Below are 17,412 nucleotides of genomic sequence, written 5' to 3'. Positions count from 1 at the left end.
TGCAAAGCTTGCCGCTGTCTATAAATTGGGCATTTGCAGCTGTTGGGTCTAAACTAAAAGTGATGTTTTGCTCAGTGGCTGTTTGGCAATGCATTTTATCAATAGCTCAATGCTTTGTTATTGATACCTAACACACATTTGGAGGCAGACTATGATCAAGCCTAATTTTAAATCACTATTGCTCGCTAGCACGTTAATCTTGTCACCTTTAGCAAATGCCAGTCTTGAAGATGCCCAATTAGCGGCAAATGAAGGTCGTTTTGAAGAAGCGCTTCATGAATTTAATTACCTTGCAGACAGAGGTTATGCCCCTGCAATGTATGAGCTTGCTAAAATGTACGAAGGTGGCTTTGGTGTGCAACGCGACTACCGTAAAGCAGCAGAGTTGTACGAAAAGGCAGTTAAAAAAGTACATGCTGATTCAATGTTTGCATTAGGTGTACTTTATCAAGAAGGTAAAGGTGTAAAACTTGATAAAGAAAAAGCAATTTCATTATATGAAATGGCATCACAAAAAAATCACCCGGCAGCTCAGTTTAATTTAGGGGTTATGTACGCCAATGGCGAAGGGGTAATTCAAGATTACCGCACAGCACTCAGTTGGTACCAAAAGGCGGCAGCGAATAACTTTACTCTTGCTCAGTTCAATATGGCCTTGATGTATTATGAAGGTTTAGGTGTTCCTAAGAACCTCGAGAAATCATACATTTGGAATACCATTGCTGAATACAACGGCAACATGGATGCAAGCCATAGCCGTAAGCTTGATGAGCGCAATATGATGCCTGCAGAAATTGAAGCTGCAAAAGAAAAAGCAGACGCGATTTATGCAAAAATTCAGGCTGGTTTATACGCACCTGATGGGCGTCTATAACAAGCAGTGTACTTGCGCTTAACGGCGCAAGTACATCCATTTTAATAGTTTGATCAGCAACTTATTTTGCTTTAGCAACAAGCTGGTACGTGGATTAAACTTACCTGATACTAGGGTATTTCTTGCATGGCTAAAGGTTTTAAAGCCCTCAATACCATGATAGTGCCCCATCCCTGACTCACCAATACCACCAAATGGTAACTGATCGGCTGTTACCTGCATCAGTACATCGTTAATTGCCAATGTACCACTTCTGATTGATGAACTTAACTTACTTATTTTGTCTTTGTCATGACCCAAAATATACAAGGCAAGAGGTGATGAATCGGCATTGATGGTGTCAATCACCTGTTGCAGTGATTCATAACTCATAATTGGCAGTAAAGGACCAAAGATCTCTTCTTGCATTACCCGCATATCGTCATTTACTTGCGTTAAAATATGTAACCCCATGCGATGTTTGAGTTCATCAACTTGATGCCCTTCTATTGGCTCGAATACTTGAGCCCCTTTGTCTTTTGCATCCTGCAAAGTTGTAATTAAACGTTGATATTGCCTATCAGAGACAATAGACGTTAGATTCTTACCTTCAACACCTTGTTTAAAATGCTTTTTATACAATTCACTAAGTTGTAAGACTAACTGATGCTCAAGCTTTTTGGGCACAAACACATAATCAGGAGCAACACATATTTGCCCTGCGTTATTTAGCTTGCCGAATAACAGGGTTTTTGCAGCCTCTTTGATATTCACATCATCAAGAATAACAACCGGTGATTTACCACCTAACTCAAGGGTAACTGGGGTGAGGTTTTTACTGGCCGCTTGCATCACTCTACGCCCTACTGATGTTGAGCCAGTAAATAGTAAATGAGCAAAAGGTAAATCGCAAAACGCCGCCGCGGTGTCGGCTTCGCCTTCAACAATAATGCAGTGCTCAGCAAGTGCACCTTCCATTACCTGCTTAATAACAGCATTGGTATGTGGGGTGAATTCGCTCAGTTTTAACATCACGCGGTTACCCGCCGCTAATGCGCTAATAGCCGGTACTAATGCTAATTGAATTGGGTAATTCCACGGCGCAATAACGCCCACGACTCCTTTAGGCTGATAATGAATGTGTGCCGATGAAGGCCATAAACTGATACCCACACTGCGTGACTCGTTTCGTGACCATTTGGGTAAGCGCTTGATGATGTCAGTTAATGATTTTACCGTTGGCAGTAAATCCCCCAGTACTGTATCGAACTCAGTACGGTAACCAAAGTCTTTGCTTGTTGCTGCAACTAGGGCTTGCTCATTTTCAATTAGGCGGGATTTAATCGTTTTTAACAGCTTAATACGCTTATCAATCGCTAAATAAGGCTCTGCCAAAAAGGCGTCATTGAGTTTTATAAACTCGCTCTGTAATTGTGCGTGTATATCAGTCAAAACATCATCTCTTGATAAACGATTTTAGCCACTATAACTAGCTATATTTATCTGAGCAACTTAATAAATGTAAAAACAGCGCTCATAGTGAGCGCTGTTATTGGTTGGAATAGGTTGAAAACTTAAAGGCTTAACTAAAAACCAAATACCACTGCGGCAATAGTCATAGTAACTACAGTGATCATCGCAATAGCAATTATGTTCAGTGCAAAGCCAGAGCGGATCATATCGCGCATTTGAATTTGCCCAGAGCCAAATACTATCGCATTAGGCGGTGTCGCAACTGGCATCATAAACGCACAGCTACACGCAATAGCCGCTGGAATGACCCATACCAGCGGTGTACCAAATACTGACTCAGCAACTGGGCCTAATAGTGGTAAGAAACCTGCCGCTGTAGCTGTGTTACTAGTGATCTCAGTTAAGAAAGTGATTAAGGTTGCCACTGCTAGAACACTTAACACCAATGGAATTGCACTCGCCCCTTCAATCATGTGAGCAATGTATTCAGCAAGACCAGATGATTTAATTTGCGCAGCCAATGTTAAGCCACCACCGAATAGAAGCAACACGCCCCACGGTACTTTAGCTGCACTTTCCCAATCAAGAATACGCTCACCATCACCTTTGTTTGCCGGTAACACGAACAATAATAATGCTGCAGCAATAGCAATACCGGTATCAGAGATTTTTAAGCCCGATAAGTCGGCAAGTACAGGTCTGAAGATCCAGCATACTGCCGCTAAAACAAACACGGCTGCTACGCCTTTTTCAGCGCGTTGCATTGCACCAAGCTCTTGTAACTGCGATAAGAATAACGATTTAGTATCTTTACTTGCTGCTTTGGCACAATCGGTATCTACTTTATAAGCAAACTTAGTTAACCAAACCCAACATAAAGCCAGCATAACAGTTGCAAGTGGTACACCTACTTTCATCCACTGTGCAAAGCCAATATCAATTTTGTAGCTGTCTGATAAATACGCAGCCATAAGTGCATTAGGTGGGGTACCAATTAAAGTAGCAATACCACCGATACTAGCACCATAAGCGATTGATAATAACAACGCTTTACCAAATTGATCATTTTCAGGGTTAGACTGTTTAACCAACATAGTAATCGACATAGCAATCGGTAACATCATCACAGCAGTTGCTGTATTTGACATCCACATTGATAAAAATGCCGTTACTAGCATCATGGCTAAAATTTGTAGGCTTGGCTTAGTACCAGCACGAAGCATGGTATTAAGCGCAATACGCTTATGTAAACCCCAACGCTCCATCGCGATTGAGATCAAAAAGCCGCCTAAGAATAAAAAGATCAAAGGGTGTGCATAAGGTGATGCGACCCCTTTGATTGCTGCAATGCCAGCAAGAGGTGATATAACCAGTGGCAATAATGAAGTAGCAGGAATTGGCACAACTTCACTGACCCACCAAGTAGCCATCCAAAATGCAAGGCCTGCGGTACGTAATGCTGATACACTCATACCCGCTGGTGGATCGATTAAGCAAGTTAATAACATTACTAATGGGCCCAGCAGTAACATTACTGTGCTCATTAATGGGCGTGGCTGTGAGCCATCTTTTGTTTGATTTACTAATGACATACCGACTCCTTAGAACTTGTATTTAAGGCCAATTGCAACGCTGTTGTCTGATTCAAGTTCTAAATCTAAATCAGTATAGAATAAGTATGCTGTGGTTTGTTTATCAAAAACATAGTCAACACCTGCTGTCCATTGTTTACCTTCTTCAGCATGGCGAATTTTTGAGTCGTCTTTAACATATTGCAGCTTAGGTACCCATTTATCGATTGCATAGCTTGCGCTAAGTGCATAGCCATTGCCTTCTTTCGTACCGTCGGTTGATTCACTGCGCTGGAATAAACCCGCTAACTGTAGGTTATCAAGTTTCCATGCTGCAACAACGCGGCTTGCTGTTAACTTATTAAGTGCATCAACATGGCTGATAGCAACATAATAGTCTTTAGATTTTAATGCACGGTCACCATAAATAACCGTTGCCGCAAAACCATCTTCATCGTTGCTACTGTCATCTTTAGGTGCATAAGTTAGCGCTAGAGATGCGCCACCGTATGTTTTTGAGCTGTAGGTAATGGTATCGCCGATACGGTCTTGACCAGGGATCAGCTGAGCGATATCAGCTTGGGTTTCGTTAAAACCGTCTACCTTACCTTCTGAGTATTTAAAACGGGTGTCGTTACGGCCGACAACCACTTCACCAAAATCGCCTGCAAGGCCTAAGTAGGTATTACGAGCTGAAAATGGCTCACTCGTATCGTCATGCTCAAAGCCTTTTACTTGAACTTCGTATTTGAATACTGCTTTTAGCGACTCAGTTAGTTTGTGGCTACCTTTAATACCAATACGAGAAAAAGGTGCTTCGATTTGCGTACCTTCATCTGCATAGCGCATAACGCCTGTATCTGTGTTTGCTATTTGAACTTCTGCTTTACCGTATACCGCGTAGTCTGCTGCCATTGCTGAGCCTGCTGTGCTAGCTAAAATCACAGCCGCTGCTACGCGTGTTTTTGTATGAGTGAATATTGTTGTCATTATGCGCCCCTTATTAGGTTCAAATTGTTGTTCCTAACTATTAAGGCAAGTTGGTTGCCAACTTAGTTAATTTTAAAAAAGCTGTTAAATAACAGTAAATTAACTTTATTGACGTAAAAGGAGCTGTTTTTTATGGGTGGATATCCACACATTTTTAAAAATATGCTGTCACCAGTTCCACCCATTGTGAAGAGTTTAATGTGAGAGGGTTGCTTAGTCTTTGAACATTTCGCGATTAATACCGTACTTGGTCATCTTGTCATAAAGGGTTTTACGAGCAATTTGTAATGTAGCCATAGTCTCTTTTATGCTGCCGTTATTACGCTCGAGCGCTTCTTCGATAAGTGATTGCTCATAAAAACTAATTTTCTCGGCAAGGCTTAAGTCTTGAGCAAGCTCGTTGTCACTATTTGCATCACTGTACGAGGCAAAGGCCAGATCAGAGCCTAGCAATACCGCACGTTCAGCCTGATTTCTAAGCTCTCGTACATTACCCGGCCAATCGTAGGCAAGAAGTCGTTGTTTTGCTTCACTACTTAGTGGTGCAGGTGGTTTATGAAAACGTGTTGCCGCTATCGAGCTAAAATGTTTAAACAACAGTGGAATATCGGCCTTTCTGTCTCGTAATGCCGGAATACTCACTTTAACTAAGTTTAATCGGTAATATAAATCGGCTCTAAACTCCCCAGCTTCGACTAGTGTCATTAAGTCTACTTTGGTGGCAGCAACTATACGCACGTCTAAATCAATGGCGTGGTTATCACCTACAGGCGTTACTTTACGCTCTTCAAGCACCCTTAATAACTTTACTTGTAAACTTGCAGGCGTTGACTCTATTTCATCTAAAAAGACAGTACCGCCTTTAGCAAATTCAAACTTACCTTGGCGAGATTGCGTAGCACCTGTATATGCGCCACTGGCTGCACCAAAAAGTTCGCTTTCGATAAGCTGTTCAGGGATTGCGCCGCAGTTTATGGCAACAAAATTAGCCGCTGATCTGTTACTTTGATCGTGCAAGTAACGGGCAACTAATTCTTTACCTGTGCCAGTTTCACCTTCTATTAAAACATCAGCGGGAGTGTCGATAACCGCATTGAGTAAATGCATCATTTGTTGCATTTGCTCAGTTTCACCTAAAATTCGCACACCGGGCGCAGAGGTTTTTTCTACTGCGATTTTTAAGGCGCGGTTTTCCATCACTAAAGCACGTTTTTCTGAAGCGCGCGCGATACAGTCTAACAATTGCTCTGTGAGTGGCTTTTCGAATAAATCATAAGCGCCAAGTTGCATGGCTTTAACGGCAACAGATACATCGGCAAAGCCGGTAAGAAAAATAACCGGTAGCTCACTATCAAAGGCCTTAACTTGTTCTAAAAATGCCAAACCGTCCATTTTGGGCATGTTTATGTCGCTTAATACAATTCCCTCAAAGCGACGACTCAATTTTGAAAGTGCCGCCGTTGGCTCACTAAAACACTGAACTTGATAACCTTCAATCTCAAGGAGTTGCTTTAATGAATCGCGTATCACCGCTTCGTCATCAATAACGATTACCTGATTACAGGTCGATGCAACTACACTCATGATGGTTCCTTATTTGTTTGTAAGGTTATTATAAATTGTGCGCCGCCTTCAGGGCGGTTATGCGCAGATAATCGACCGTTAAATGAGTCGATAATTTGTCGTGAAATAGATAAACCTAAACCTAAACCGTTACTGGTTTTAGTGCTGTAAAATGGCTCAAAGATATTACCCAATGCATGTTGATCAATACCTGGGCCTGTATCAAGAATTGATAGCTTCACTCGGTCGTCGAATAGTTCGAGATCAAAACTTAATTCACGCTTTTCAGATTCACTCATTGCTTGGCTAGCATTGGTGATCACGTTGACCAAGACTTGTTCAAACTTAACGCTATCGACCCACACCGTTATGTTTGCATCAATATCAGCAGCTTTTACCTCGATATCGTCTTGCTTTAACTGGGCGCTGGCGATCATTAACGCATTCTTTAACATGCTCGCTAAGCTTTGCTGCCGAAGTTGGGTTTGTGCGGGTTTACTAAAATGCTTAAGCTGAGCGACAATTTTGTGAACACGCTCTATTAGAGATTGCACCAGCACTAAATTTTCGCTGGCTTGCTCAATATTGCCTTTAATAAGCAGCCTCTTTGCACTTACTAAATAAGTGTTCATGGCACTTAAGGGCTGATTGATTTCATGGTTAATGCCCGCACTTAATTGACCTATCGTTGCAAGCTTGGCTGTTTGGATCAGTGCTTTTTGCGCTTTTTCGAGCGCTTGGGTTCGTTCAATTACTTCTTGCTCAAGGCTATGTCTTGAAAACAAGAGCTTTTTGTAACCCGCAAAGCGCACCATCGCCATATGAATAAGCACAACAGCAATAGCATAAAACACACTAAACCAAAGCAGTCGAGGTATTTGCGCAAGCTCCACATTAGTTACATCCACCAGCACACTGGCTTTGGCGTTTATAATGTCTATTGTTTCTGTGGCACTAATAAAGCGCGCTTGCTTGCCATTAAGCTGAATATTTTGCTGTGCGGTTTGTTCACTTAAAGGCTTATGATTGTGATTAAGTAAACTCGGTTTATGAGACAAGTAGCGGCGCGACTTAACCAAAGCAGTCATTTGTTCGTCGTTAAGCGATTCAAGTGACTTCAATCGCCAGTCCTCAACGTCTGACATCACAATAACGCTATCTTCTAGTGCAATATAAAAGTGGGTGCTGTCTGATGCATTAAGTAGCTGGCGGTCTTGTTCAAACTTTTTAGCATTCACTTTTAAAGTGACAACGGCAATAACTTTGCCTTTATCAATAACCGGCTCTGAAAAGTAAATGCCCCGCTCACTTGAGCGCATACCTAAAGCAAAATAAGCTACTTTTTCACCCTGCTTGGCTAAATAAAAATAAGGTCGAAAAGCAAAGTTACTACCCAAAAAGGTGTAATCAACTTGCCAGTTACTACTTGCCACCACCGAGCCTGTTAAATCCATTAAATAGACGTCAGATGCACCACTAGCACGTTGGATATCTTCTAAATAATAATTAACAGCCTGCTCGCCTATACCTTGCTTAACCACAAAAGATTTAACTAAATCATTGGCACTGACTAAGGTCGGAATTGTTTTAAATCGGGCTAATTCGCTTGAAAAGTAATGACTTAACTGAGTAGCTTGAACACGGCTTTGTTGCTCTGCTTGTTGATAGTCGTGAGCGCGTCCAACGTAAAAAACTAACACAAGCAACAATAAAAGCATTGCACCTGCAATAACTAACTTTTTACTTAATGACGACATTCAAACCTTTGCGAGCAGCGCAACTAGAAATTGAACTGGTAGTGTAACGATAAATCTTCTGTTGTACCAGCGACAGCGCCATTGTCCATTCGTGGATCAAACACGTTATATTTTTTGCCTAACAGGTTTTCTGCTTTCAGCATCAGTTGGCTGTTAGCGCTTAACTGCCACTTTAAGCTGCCACCTAATAAGCTATAGGCAGACTGTTTGAAGTGAGCACCGGTAACCGAACTTACCTCAACTTTATCACGCCACAATAAGTTTAAACTCACTTGCCAGCTGTCAGATAAGTTATAACTACTCACTAAGCTTGCAAAACGCTTAAAGCTCGCATTAATTGGATCTTCAAAGTATTGCGTGTAAGTGCCCGTTACAGAAAACTCTTTACTTGATTGCCAAGTACCATCAAGCTCGATACCACTGTTTTGAGTATTAAATGAGTTTGTAAAAGTAAACAAGGCATCATTAGATTGCGTTGGCTCAATGTTTATAAAATCATTGAGTTCATTATAAAAAAGCACCGCATTAGCTTGTAACTCTGAGGTTTGATAATGCCAAACAAGCTCAGTGGTTTTGACCGACTCAGAGCGAAGTGACGAGTTACCTACGGTGACATCATCATTTGAAAAAAGCTCATTAGTAACCGGAGTTCTGAACGATTCGCCATATTGCACTTTTACGGTATGCTCTGGGTTTATTACATAAACGCCCGCAAGGCGAGGCGAAAGTTTACTGTCGATGTCTTTCACATCGTCATAGCGTGCCCCTACAAATAAAGTAAGTGAATCTGAATAAGGTATTTTTAACTGCCCGTAGGCGCTATATGTTTCGAAGGTATATTTAAGTGATGCAAATTCAGGAAAGTCCATCACAGTCACAATACCTTGCTGATAATAAGCGGGGTCAATAATGACTAACATCGACTCATCATCATAGTAATTAGTACGCACCCCAGCCTCGACCTGTTTAGCCTCTGCGTATTCTATACCTGCTGCAAGCTGCCATTGGTTTTCAAATTGATAACTCAGTTCAGTCTCAAATTTGCTATCAGTTGTTTGCCAAGCTGGGCCAAGTAAAAAGTCAGGTATATCGTCAAAAGCAGCGATTAAACCAGCACTAGAGATATTATGTTTAGTGTACGAGTAACTAGAATCCAGCTTTAACTTGTCGTTATTAATCCAGTTATATTTAATGCCAACAAAAGTGTTATCACTGGTGTGTTGATTTTGTGTTGAATAGCCAGCAAGGTTTAAAAATTCATCAAGGGATGTTTCGTTGTAACGAGCACGTAATTGCAGCTTTTTGTAATCAACACCTGCTTCTAGGTATATTGCTTCAAGAGGATCTTTTACACCTTGCGGGTAGCTTTCGCCGTCTTTTTGATCATAAGAAAAACTCGCGAAGAGTGCGGTATCATCACTAAAAGAGGTATTAAACTGCCCTGTTGCCCCGTAGCGACCATTGTTGCCAACCACAAGTTGCAGAGTATTTCGCTCTTTAGAGGTAACAATATTCATCACCCCTAAAAACGCATTACTGCCATACAGCGCCGAGCCAGGACCGCGAATAAACTCTATTTTTTCAATGATTTCAATAGGAATATAAGGCATGTAAACAGAGGCTTTACCAAATGATGATTCATTGACACGCTCACCATTGATCATCACCAGTACATTGCCGCTATCAAGGTATACACCCCGAGCATGATCTTTAGGCACAGCACCCACCCAATCTCCACGGGTTGATTGCATACCTGGCACAAAGTTCATTACCTCATAGGCGTTATCAACACCAAGCGCTTGAATTTGTTTACGGCTAAATACACTCATGGTTGAAGGAACAGATGACAAGGTTTCGCTGGTTTTACTAGCAATATCGACTTGCACATTAAGCAAGTCTTCAAAACTTAAAGAGAATAAGTCTTGCTCGTCAGTCGCGTTTGCAACCAATGGAATGGTTGAGGCAACTGCAATTGAAAAAAGTGCTGAACATCTTAAAAGCTTCACGCTGCGAGATACCTGTACTAATAGCCTATGCTGCAAAAGCAACACCTTGTTTACACTATTAATACAAAAGATTGGCAAGCTTGCAATGTTTTTATAGTTTTAGTTGAAGAGTTCTCGAAAGTGGATACAAAAAAACCCACTTTCAGCTAAAAATGGGTTTTAATTTTATTGAGCTAAGCTTAATTAAGCTGTTTCAACATTAGCAGTACGCTTTGCCTTGATGTACTTATATAAACCAATAAGTGACGCCGCTATCCAGAAAATTTCGATAACAAAACTAGCAAGGTTAAAGTTATAACAAAGACTAATTAGTAACAGAATCGCGCCTGTTAAGTTCATCATGTTATACACAAGGCCGGTTGGCGATGCTTTATTCAGTTGTAATAAAAAGAAAGCACCAACCACTAAGAATGTGCCTGTCATGCCAATAATATCAAATAAAAGTGCTATCACGTGCGTGAGTCCATTTTGTTCATGTGTTTATACCCATACAACTGGCCCAATCCATGGGGAGGGTTGTTTTCATTCATTGAAACAGCAAACCGGTCAATAGTATCAGAGCATGAGGGATAAACGAGGATAAATGTCCGTATTTTAATTACAGTTAATATTTACTCAAAGCAAATACTCAGATCTTCATGGTTAAGCTGCTCTAACTTTGTCAAAGATGATTGACAAAATTCAGTGGTATACATGGTTTTAAACTCCGCAGGCACTTCATTTACCCACCAAGAGGTTCGATCAGCAATAGATAAAGAAAGGTAAAAAACATCAAACTTTAGACCATCTGCCACATAAAAGGATGATTTGCCTAAATGAGTAGTGTCACTTTCTATTTTCAATATGCTGTTTGGGGACTCGACAGTAATCCAATCAAATTGGACGAGATTAGCTTTATTTTCTATAGGCTTAAGTCTAAATGCGCCATATTTGTATAGGTTATCGCTTGGGTTTATAGCTCTTACGAACACATATTCATTTATGTTTATTTTTGAAGCTGTCTCTCCACATGAAGTCAAAATGGGTAAAACGCCAAAAACCATAAGCAAAGCAGCAAATCCATGTTTAACCAAGTTAATCTTTTCCTTCTTGATCGTGTTTCCCAGTAAAGCCAATTTACAGAAATGGTATTAATACTCTTTAACTAACTTTAAATTAAACATCAAAAATGTGGCAAATACTAATCTACTTATGCGTTACCTTACCACCGATAATTTTTAGAGCAGGTGCACCGCGGATCATTGTTTCGCGGGCGAATTGACGTTGGCAGTCAGGGCAGATACCTGTTTCATTGGTAAAGTCTTGGCTAATACGTTCAACAAAACACTTAACCAACGCCCCTTTTCCGCCTTTGCGGTATTTAAATAACTGGGTTTTACATTGTGAGCAAAAAATATCGACTGTTTTGGTCGGGCCTTTTTTGTTTGGTTTTGCCATTACAACTACATTGCTAAAATAAAACCTTACCTTAACATGTTAAGGCCAAAGCCCCAAAACTAAGCCGATAACAGAAAACTGTAATATTGAATAACTTGCATTAACTAAGAACAATTTTAATGGGCGTTGTTCAAAAATATAGCCAATACCTAAGGCACAGCTAACCCAGCACAAGCCAATAATAAACCCTGTGCCAACAGCCACTCCCACATTGACATTTGCGCCAATAAATAACGATAAACTAAATGCAATTAAACAACATAAAACAAAGCTGCCGCCAAACACCATAACCGGATTGATGCTCTGAAGGTCAAGTTCAGTTAAACCACAGCTTTCCATCCAAATACGTTTAAAAAGCCAAGGTGAATACCACACAGCGCCCAATAAGAAAGATGCAAGGGCAGCAAAAAAGATCGCGAAGTAATTAAGTTCTGAAAAATGCATACGCCAGACTCATACAACTAACAGGTTTAATTTGACTTTAGTTAAGGATCAGCGATGCAGCAAATCAAAAAGGCTGAGTTTTGTACCTATTAATATCTAAACCATACTTTAGGATTAACCGCAGAATTATTTCAGTTTAATAAACAATCAATTTAGTGTTGTACGGGTTTTTTCTGCAATTTACGCTGTAGGGTTCTTCTGTGCATATTCAGTTGGCGCGCAGTTTCAGAGATATTACCATTGTTGCTATGCAATACATGTTGAATATGCTCCCACTCAAGACGCTCTGGCGACATTATTTGGCTTGGCTCTGTGCTCTCCAACGAAACGCCTGATTCAACATCACCCAAGATTGTTTTTAATAATGAATTAAAATCGACAGGCTTTGGTAAGTAGTCATCAGCACCTAAACGTATCGCTTCTACTGCACTGGCAATACTGGCAAACCCCGTGAGCAATACGATACGAGCTGAAGGAAATTGTTCTCTTAAAGGTTTAATTAGCGCAAGGCCGTTATCATCCCCAAGTTTTAAATCCACCAGAAAGTGGCTTGCCTCAAAAGTGGTTGTTTTTTGTAAAGCTTGCTCCGCGTTATGAGCAAGTGAACATGTGAAGCCTTGTTTTGTAAAGCGCCTCGCAAGCGTGCTGGCTAGGTTTACATCGTCTTCAATAATTAAAAGTTTCATACAATTTTTAAACTAACCATCGCAATCGCGCCTTGCTGTGGGTGATTACTTAGTGTTAATGAGCCATTTAAGCGCTCTAAGGTTACATTAGAAAGCATAACTGCCATTCCCATTCCATCGCTACTTGGCATGAGCTGACCGCCTAATGATGCCATTTGTTGCTCGCTAAATCCTTGACCGAAATCACGTAACAACAATGAAAGTGTTTGCTCATCAATTTGCCATTTAGCTTCTATGTTGTGTTGCTGATTATGGTTATTTGCCGATACGGCGTTTTGCAACAAGTTTAAAATAGCCGGTAACAGCATGGCATCACTTAAAATCGAACAATCAGGGGCGTCATTTAGCCACTGTAAGCTTTGCTCAGGAAAATGCAGAGTCATCGCATCTTGAATCGTGTTTTGCAGTGTTTTAGCACTAATCACTTGTTGTGTTTCACCGGTTCTTAGTGCATTTGAAAGTGACCTAAAATGAGCAAGTTGCTCTTTACACTGGGCTAATGGCTTAGCCATTTCTTGCACAATAGGGTCATCAGCTTGTTGCTCTTTTAGCTCTTCAAATAATAACTGTAAGTTTGCTATCGGCGTTGCAAGTTGGTGCGTTACTTGTGCTGCTGCCCCATCAAGCGTTAATAACTGCTCATGCCTTAATTGTTGCTCGCGGGTACGTGCAATAGTAGCTTCTCTGGCTCTTAACGTGCTGTTTAATGTGCCAATTACAAAGGCAATAACGATGGCGCTTATAACAAAGTTAATCCACATACCAATAAAATGATGAGTCATCTGCATTTGGTGCATGGTATGTTCGGGCATTTTTATCAGTAAAAAACTATAAGCTGCGATTGCTAACACAGCTGTGTAAGCAAGCCCTTTCGCATTAACAGTCACCGCCGCTATCATTATCGGTAACAGTAATAACGAAACAAATGCATTGGTTGCCCCACCACTTAGTGAAAGCAAAATAGTTAAAAACAATAAGTCGGCTGTCAACTGCATCAACACAGCTGCAGGCTTGGCTTTCGTGACATTTCGGTAAGCAAATATACTTAACAGCTGAAAGATTGCTTCAATACAAATTACAGCAAGTAAAGGCAGTAAGGGGATTTGGTATTCAAAAAGAAAATATACCGCAATAACAGCAATAAACTGCACGGCGATTGCGGCGCTTCTTAAAATTAGTAGGCGACTGATCGCCGGATCGGTTTGCATAACGGACTCTTTAAAGCTTAATCATCGTCCATTGAAATTGTAAAAACAGCACAAGGCGTTCCTTGATGAAACACCATTTGCCATTGTTTACCATTAAAACGCCACAGTGACATACGAACTGAGTAGTTAAACTCTGAGCGAGCTGAACGTCTAAAGGCCGCTTGATAGCTTAGCTGTGCAATATCATCACTGAGCATTCGGCCTTTAAAATGTTGATTATAAAACTGCGGTACCACCTCAGTTGGCAGGCGGGTTAAAACTTGGAACTTATTAAATGACGTGCCATCAGCGGCTATTTCAATAAAATCATCATCAAGTAATGCATCAAGCGCTTCAGCAGATTGCCGTACCTCTGGCTCAAGAAGCTGCCGCTCTGCATCAATTAAATGATTAAATAACGTCTCTTTAATTTTACCGCCCATAGTAACCCTTACTGTTTGAGCACTTTACCGCCCTTCATAACAAACTGAACCTGACTAAGTTCACTAATGTTATCAAGCACATTCATATTCACGCTGATAATATCTGCTTGTTTACCAACACTCAAGTCACCGAGGTTATCACTTTGACCTAATAGTTTAGCAGCTTCAACGGTGGCTGATTTAATTGCTTGCTTTGGTGTCATGCCGTATTTAACTAATAACTCAAACTCTTTAGCATTATCACCATGCTTAGATACGCCTGAATCTGTACCAAAGGCTATTTTAACCTTGTTTTTTAACGCTAATTTAAACGATGCTTCCATTTTTGGCGCTACTACTTCGACCTTATCAGCAATTGCTTTTGGCATATTAGGGTTATTTAGCACTTCTTCTTTTACTGTTGCGCCAGCGAGTAAGGTTGGAACTAAATACGCGTCTTGCTTTTTGAAAAGCTTAACCGTGTCTTTATCTAAAAAAGAGCCATGTTCGATTGAATCAACACCCGCTCTAAGTGCTGCTTTTATACCTTCTGTGCCATGAGCATGAGCGGTCACTTTGCGGCCTAAATGATGGGCTGTGTTTACAATGGCACTGAGTTCTTCATCAGTAAATTGCTGATTAACCCCTGCCGCTGTATTACTTAAAACACCACCTGTCGCGGTTATTTTAATCACATCGGCACCGCTTTTAATTACATCGCGCACTGCACGAGTACAATCGGCTGCGCCATCACACACACCCAAGCCACCCCCTTCTGTCGCTTTGGTGATATCACGACGATAACCATGCATATCACCGTGACCACCGGTCGGTGTGATCATATCGCCTGCAGCAAAAATGCGCGGGCCAACAATGTCGCCACGTGCAACTGCTCGCTTTAATGGGAAGATAACTTGATAACTGCTGCCTAGGTCACGCACCGAGGTAAAACCTGCATCAACCGTACGTTGTAAGTACTTTAATGAACGAAGTGCGTAATCGGCTTCGTATTCAGTTGCCCATTGATGTGGGTTACGTTTTGCATCTCGCTCAAAGGTTACATGAACATGCATATCAATCAGACCCGGCAATACCATCTGATTTTTTAAATCAATAACATCTGCATCACTGAGGTTTAATTGCTGCTTTGTTAGAAAACCAGCTTTTATTGCGGCAATTTTATTGTCTTCAATAACCAGCGTTTGCTGCTCTTTGACATCTTGATCAGTGCCTACCAGCATCTTTCCAGCATGAATAATGGTGGTTTGTGCATTAACAGCAAACGAAGATAATAAAGACAGTACCGATAATGTGCTTATTTTTAGGTTTATTTTTTTCATAATCGCCTCTTTTTTATACTAGGTTTAACTTAAATACTGAGTAAATGCCATTATTTACGACATAGCGCAGCAATGAACTAGTGTTAACAAGTGAATTTTGATATAACTTCGGAAAAATTTAACAAGTCTGACCACATAAAGAGAACACATTATGTCTTATGCCCAAATTACTGGCTGGGGTAAATGTATACCACCAGCAAGCATCAGCAATGATGAAATTAGCAATATTGTTGATACCAATGATGAATGGATCACAACACGTACAGGCATCAAATCTCGCCGTGTCAGCCATGTTTCTACTGCCGATTTAGCTACCGTTGCCGCAAAGCAAGCGCTTGCTTGTGCTGGTGTTGATGGTAAAGACATTGATCTTGTGCTTCTTGCGACTTGTACACCATCAACTATGGTGGCAAATACGGCCTCTTTAGTGCAGAAAAATATTGGTGCGGTTGGCGCAGCAGCAATGGATACTAACGCTGCATGTTCAGGCTTTTTATATGCATTACAAGCAGCAACGGCACAAATTCGTGCAGGCATGATCAAAAAAGCGGTCGTTATTGCTGCTGAGCGCATGACTTGGTACATCAACTGGGCGCGCCGCGACAGTGCTGTATTATTTGGTGATGGTGCTGGTGCCGTTGTATTAGAAGCCTCAGATACACCATCTGGTTTACTTGCGACTAAAACCGGGTGTGACAGTGAAGATCGCGATATCTTGCACATCGAAAACTTTGGTAGCGATTTAAATAAATACGAGCCAATTGGCCCGTCTAACTTATTATTTGAAGGTCGCGAGATCTTCAAACGTGCTGTTAAGGGAATGAGTGAAGCTTGTGACGACGTGCTAAACCAAGCACAGTTAGAGCTTGATGACATTGACGTATTAGTTCCTCACCAAGCAAATTTACGTATTATCCAAGCGATTCAGCAACGCTTGAAAGTAGCTGACGAAAAAGTAATGGTAAACATTGCCGACTACGGTAATACGTCTGCTGCAACAATTGCGATTGCAATTTGTGAAGCTGTTGAGCAAGGCCTTATCAAGCCAAACTCAAACATTATGTCAGCAGCCTTTGGCGCTGGTTTAACTTGGGCGGCGAGTTACATTAAATGGGGCGAGCGCGTGACACCTATTGCAGTGTCTGATGCAGCTTTACCTGAATGTGATAAAACAGGCCTTGAACTTGTTGCACCAGCTGTTGCAGCATGTAAAGCGGCAGAGTAATCCTCGACACTCTTTAGTAGAAAAGCGCGGCTTAGTCCGCGTTTTTTTATGAGCAAAAAATGGACTATATAATGGAATTATTAGGCATACATCACGCTGCAATCATTTGTAGCAACTATGAAAAATCAAAGCATTTTTATAATGAAGTATTACAACTGCCGATTACCCACGAACTATACCGTGCTGAACGTGACTCGTATAAATTAGATTTAGCACTTCCTGATGGTAGCCAATTAGAATTATTTTCGTTTCCTGGAGCGCCACAAAGACCAAGCTATCCAGAGGCACAAGGGCTACGCCATTTGGCGTTTAAAGTTGCCGATATTGCAAAATCTAAGCAGTACTTAGAACAACAAGGCATTTCGGTTGAAGAAATAAGAGTGGATGAAATCACCGGGAAGCAATTTACATTTTTTGCCGATCCCGATGATTTACCTTTAGAGCTTTACCAACTCTAG

At 41.1% G+C, this 17,412-nt stretch carries 17 protein-coding genes; 3 read left to right on the top strand and 14 right to left on the bottom strand.

Translation table 11 applies throughout. The features are described 5' to 3' along the window. Nucleotides 1-151: 151 nt before the first annotated feature. Nucleotides 152-874 (top strand): tetratricopeptide repeat protein, encoded by a 723-nt coding sequence (locus AOG26_RS19460; RefSeq protein WP_054563984.1) that lies wholly within the window; start codon nt 152-154, stop codon nt 872-874. 18 nt (nt 875-892) lie between these two features. On the opposite strand, the gene AOG26_RS19455 is transcribed toward AOG26_RS19460, so the two are convergent. The 14 genes from AOG26_RS19455 to AOG26_RS19390 form a co-directional block, all read right to left on the bottom strand. Then, entirely contained in the window at nt 893-2,305 is a 1,413-nt protein-coding gene (locus AOG26_RS19455; RefSeq protein WP_054563983.1) for a coniferyl aldehyde dehydrogenase, read from the bottom strand. Between the two features lie 134 nt (nt 2,306-2,439). Continuing rightward, the gene (locus tag AOG26_RS19450) at nt 2,440-3,870 is read right to left on the bottom strand and encodes an SLC13 family permease (protein WP_054563997.1); all 1,431 of its coding nucleotides are present in this window, start codon (nt 3,868-3,870) and stop codon (nt 2,440-2,442) included. Nucleotides 3,871-3,927: 57 nt separating this feature from the next. Continuing rightward, a complete protein-coding gene (locus AOG26_RS19445; protein ID WP_054563982.1) occupies nt 3,928-4,887 on the bottom strand; it encodes a porin in 960 nt (319 codons plus the stop codon). Nucleotides 4,888-5,100: 213 nt separating this feature from the next. After that, entirely contained in the window at nt 5,101-6,471 is a 1,371-nt protein-coding gene (locus AOG26_RS19440) for a sigma-54-dependent transcriptional regulator (protein ID WP_054563981.1), read from the bottom strand. Next, on the bottom strand, nt 6,468-8,207 hold the full coding sequence (locus AOG26_RS19435) for a sensor histidine kinase (protein ID WP_054563980.1): 1,740 nt from the start codon (nt 8,205-8,207) through the stop codon (nt 6,468-6,470). The genes AOG26_RS19440 and AOG26_RS19435 overlap by 4 nt, the downstream gene beginning before the upstream one ends. Nucleotides 8,208-8,230: 23 nt before the next feature. Further along, nucleotides 8,231-10,213, bottom strand: a complete 1,983-nt coding sequence (locus AOG26_RS19430; RefSeq protein ID WP_054563979.1) for a TonB-dependent receptor plug domain-containing protein — start codon at nt 10,211-10,213, stop codon at nt 8,231-8,233. A 183-nt stretch (nt 10,214-10,396) separates the two neighbouring features. After that, on the bottom strand, nt 10,397-10,666 hold the full coding sequence (locus tag AOG26_RS19425) for a CBU_0592 family membrane protein (protein WP_054563978.1): 270 nt from the start codon (nt 10,664-10,666) through the stop codon (nt 10,397-10,399). A gap of 158 nt (nt 10,667-10,824) precedes the next feature. Beyond that, complete coding sequence (locus tag AOG26_RS19420; protein ID WP_152966998.1) at nt 10,825-11,286, bottom strand: hypothetical protein; 462 nt, start codon at nt 11,284-11,286, stop codon at nt 10,825-10,827. A 112-nt stretch (nt 11,287-11,398) separates the two neighbouring features. Next, nucleotides 11,399-11,650 (bottom strand): hypothetical protein, encoded by a 252-nt coding sequence (locus tag AOG26_RS19415; RefSeq protein ID WP_054563976.1) that lies wholly within the window; start codon nt 11,648-11,650, stop codon nt 11,399-11,401. Between the two features lie 39 nt (nt 11,651-11,689). Continuing rightward, on the bottom strand, nt 11,690-12,094 hold the full coding sequence (locus AOG26_RS19410) for a DUF1761 domain-containing protein (protein WP_054563975.1): 405 nt from the start codon (nt 12,092-12,094) through the stop codon (nt 11,690-11,692). A gap of 152 nt (nt 12,095-12,246) precedes the next feature. Continuing rightward, nucleotides 12,247-12,780 carry a response regulator transcription factor gene (locus AOG26_RS19405; RefSeq protein ID WP_054563974.1) on the bottom strand — a complete coding sequence of 178 codons (534 nt, stop codon included), beginning with the start codon at nt 12,778-12,780 and terminating at the stop codon, nt 12,247-12,249. Continuing rightward, nucleotides 12,777-13,988 (bottom strand): ATP-binding protein, encoded by a 1,212-nt coding sequence (locus AOG26_RS19400; RefSeq protein WP_054563973.1) that lies wholly within the window; start codon nt 13,986-13,988, stop codon nt 12,777-12,779. Before AOG26_RS19400 ends, AOG26_RS19405 begins: the two co-directional genes overlap by 4 nt. Nucleotides 13,989-14,005: 17 nt before the next feature. Further along, nucleotides 14,006-14,410, bottom strand: a complete 405-nt coding sequence (locus tag AOG26_RS19395; protein ID WP_054563972.1) for a nuclear transport factor 2 family protein — start codon at nt 14,408-14,410, stop codon at nt 14,006-14,008. Between the two features lie 8 nt (nt 14,411-14,418). Continuing rightward, nucleotides 14,419-15,729, bottom strand: coding sequence for a metal-dependent hydrolase family protein (locus tag AOG26_RS19390; protein ID WP_054563971.1), 1,311 nt, complete (start codon nt 15,727-15,729; stop codon nt 14,419-14,421). Nucleotides 15,730-15,880: 151 nt separating this feature from the next. Here AOG26_RS19390 and AOG26_RS19385 point away from each other — a divergent pair, with 151 nt between their 5' ends. Both AOG26_RS19385 and gloA2 read left to right on the top strand, forming a co-directional pair. After that, nucleotides 15,881-16,954, top strand: coding sequence for a ketoacyl-ACP synthase III (locus AOG26_RS19385; RefSeq protein WP_054563970.1), 1,074 nt, complete (start codon nt 15,881-15,883; stop codon nt 16,952-16,954). A 71-nt stretch (nt 16,955-17,025) separates the two neighbouring features. Beyond that, complete coding sequence (gloA2, locus tag AOG26_RS19380; protein ID WP_054563969.1) at nt 17,026-17,412, top strand: SMU1112c/YaeR family gloxylase I-like metalloprotein; 387 nt, start codon at nt 17,026-17,028, stop codon at nt 17,410-17,412.

It is taken from the genome of Pseudoalteromonas sp. UCD-33C (assembly GCF_001306895.1).
In the GTDB taxonomy this organism is placed as follows: domain Bacteria; phylum Pseudomonadota; class Gammaproteobacteria; order Enterobacterales; family Alteromonadaceae; genus Pseudoalteromonas.
Note: the sequence above shows the minus strand (reverse complement) of the source record. Positions and strands in the feature narration are given on the sequence as shown.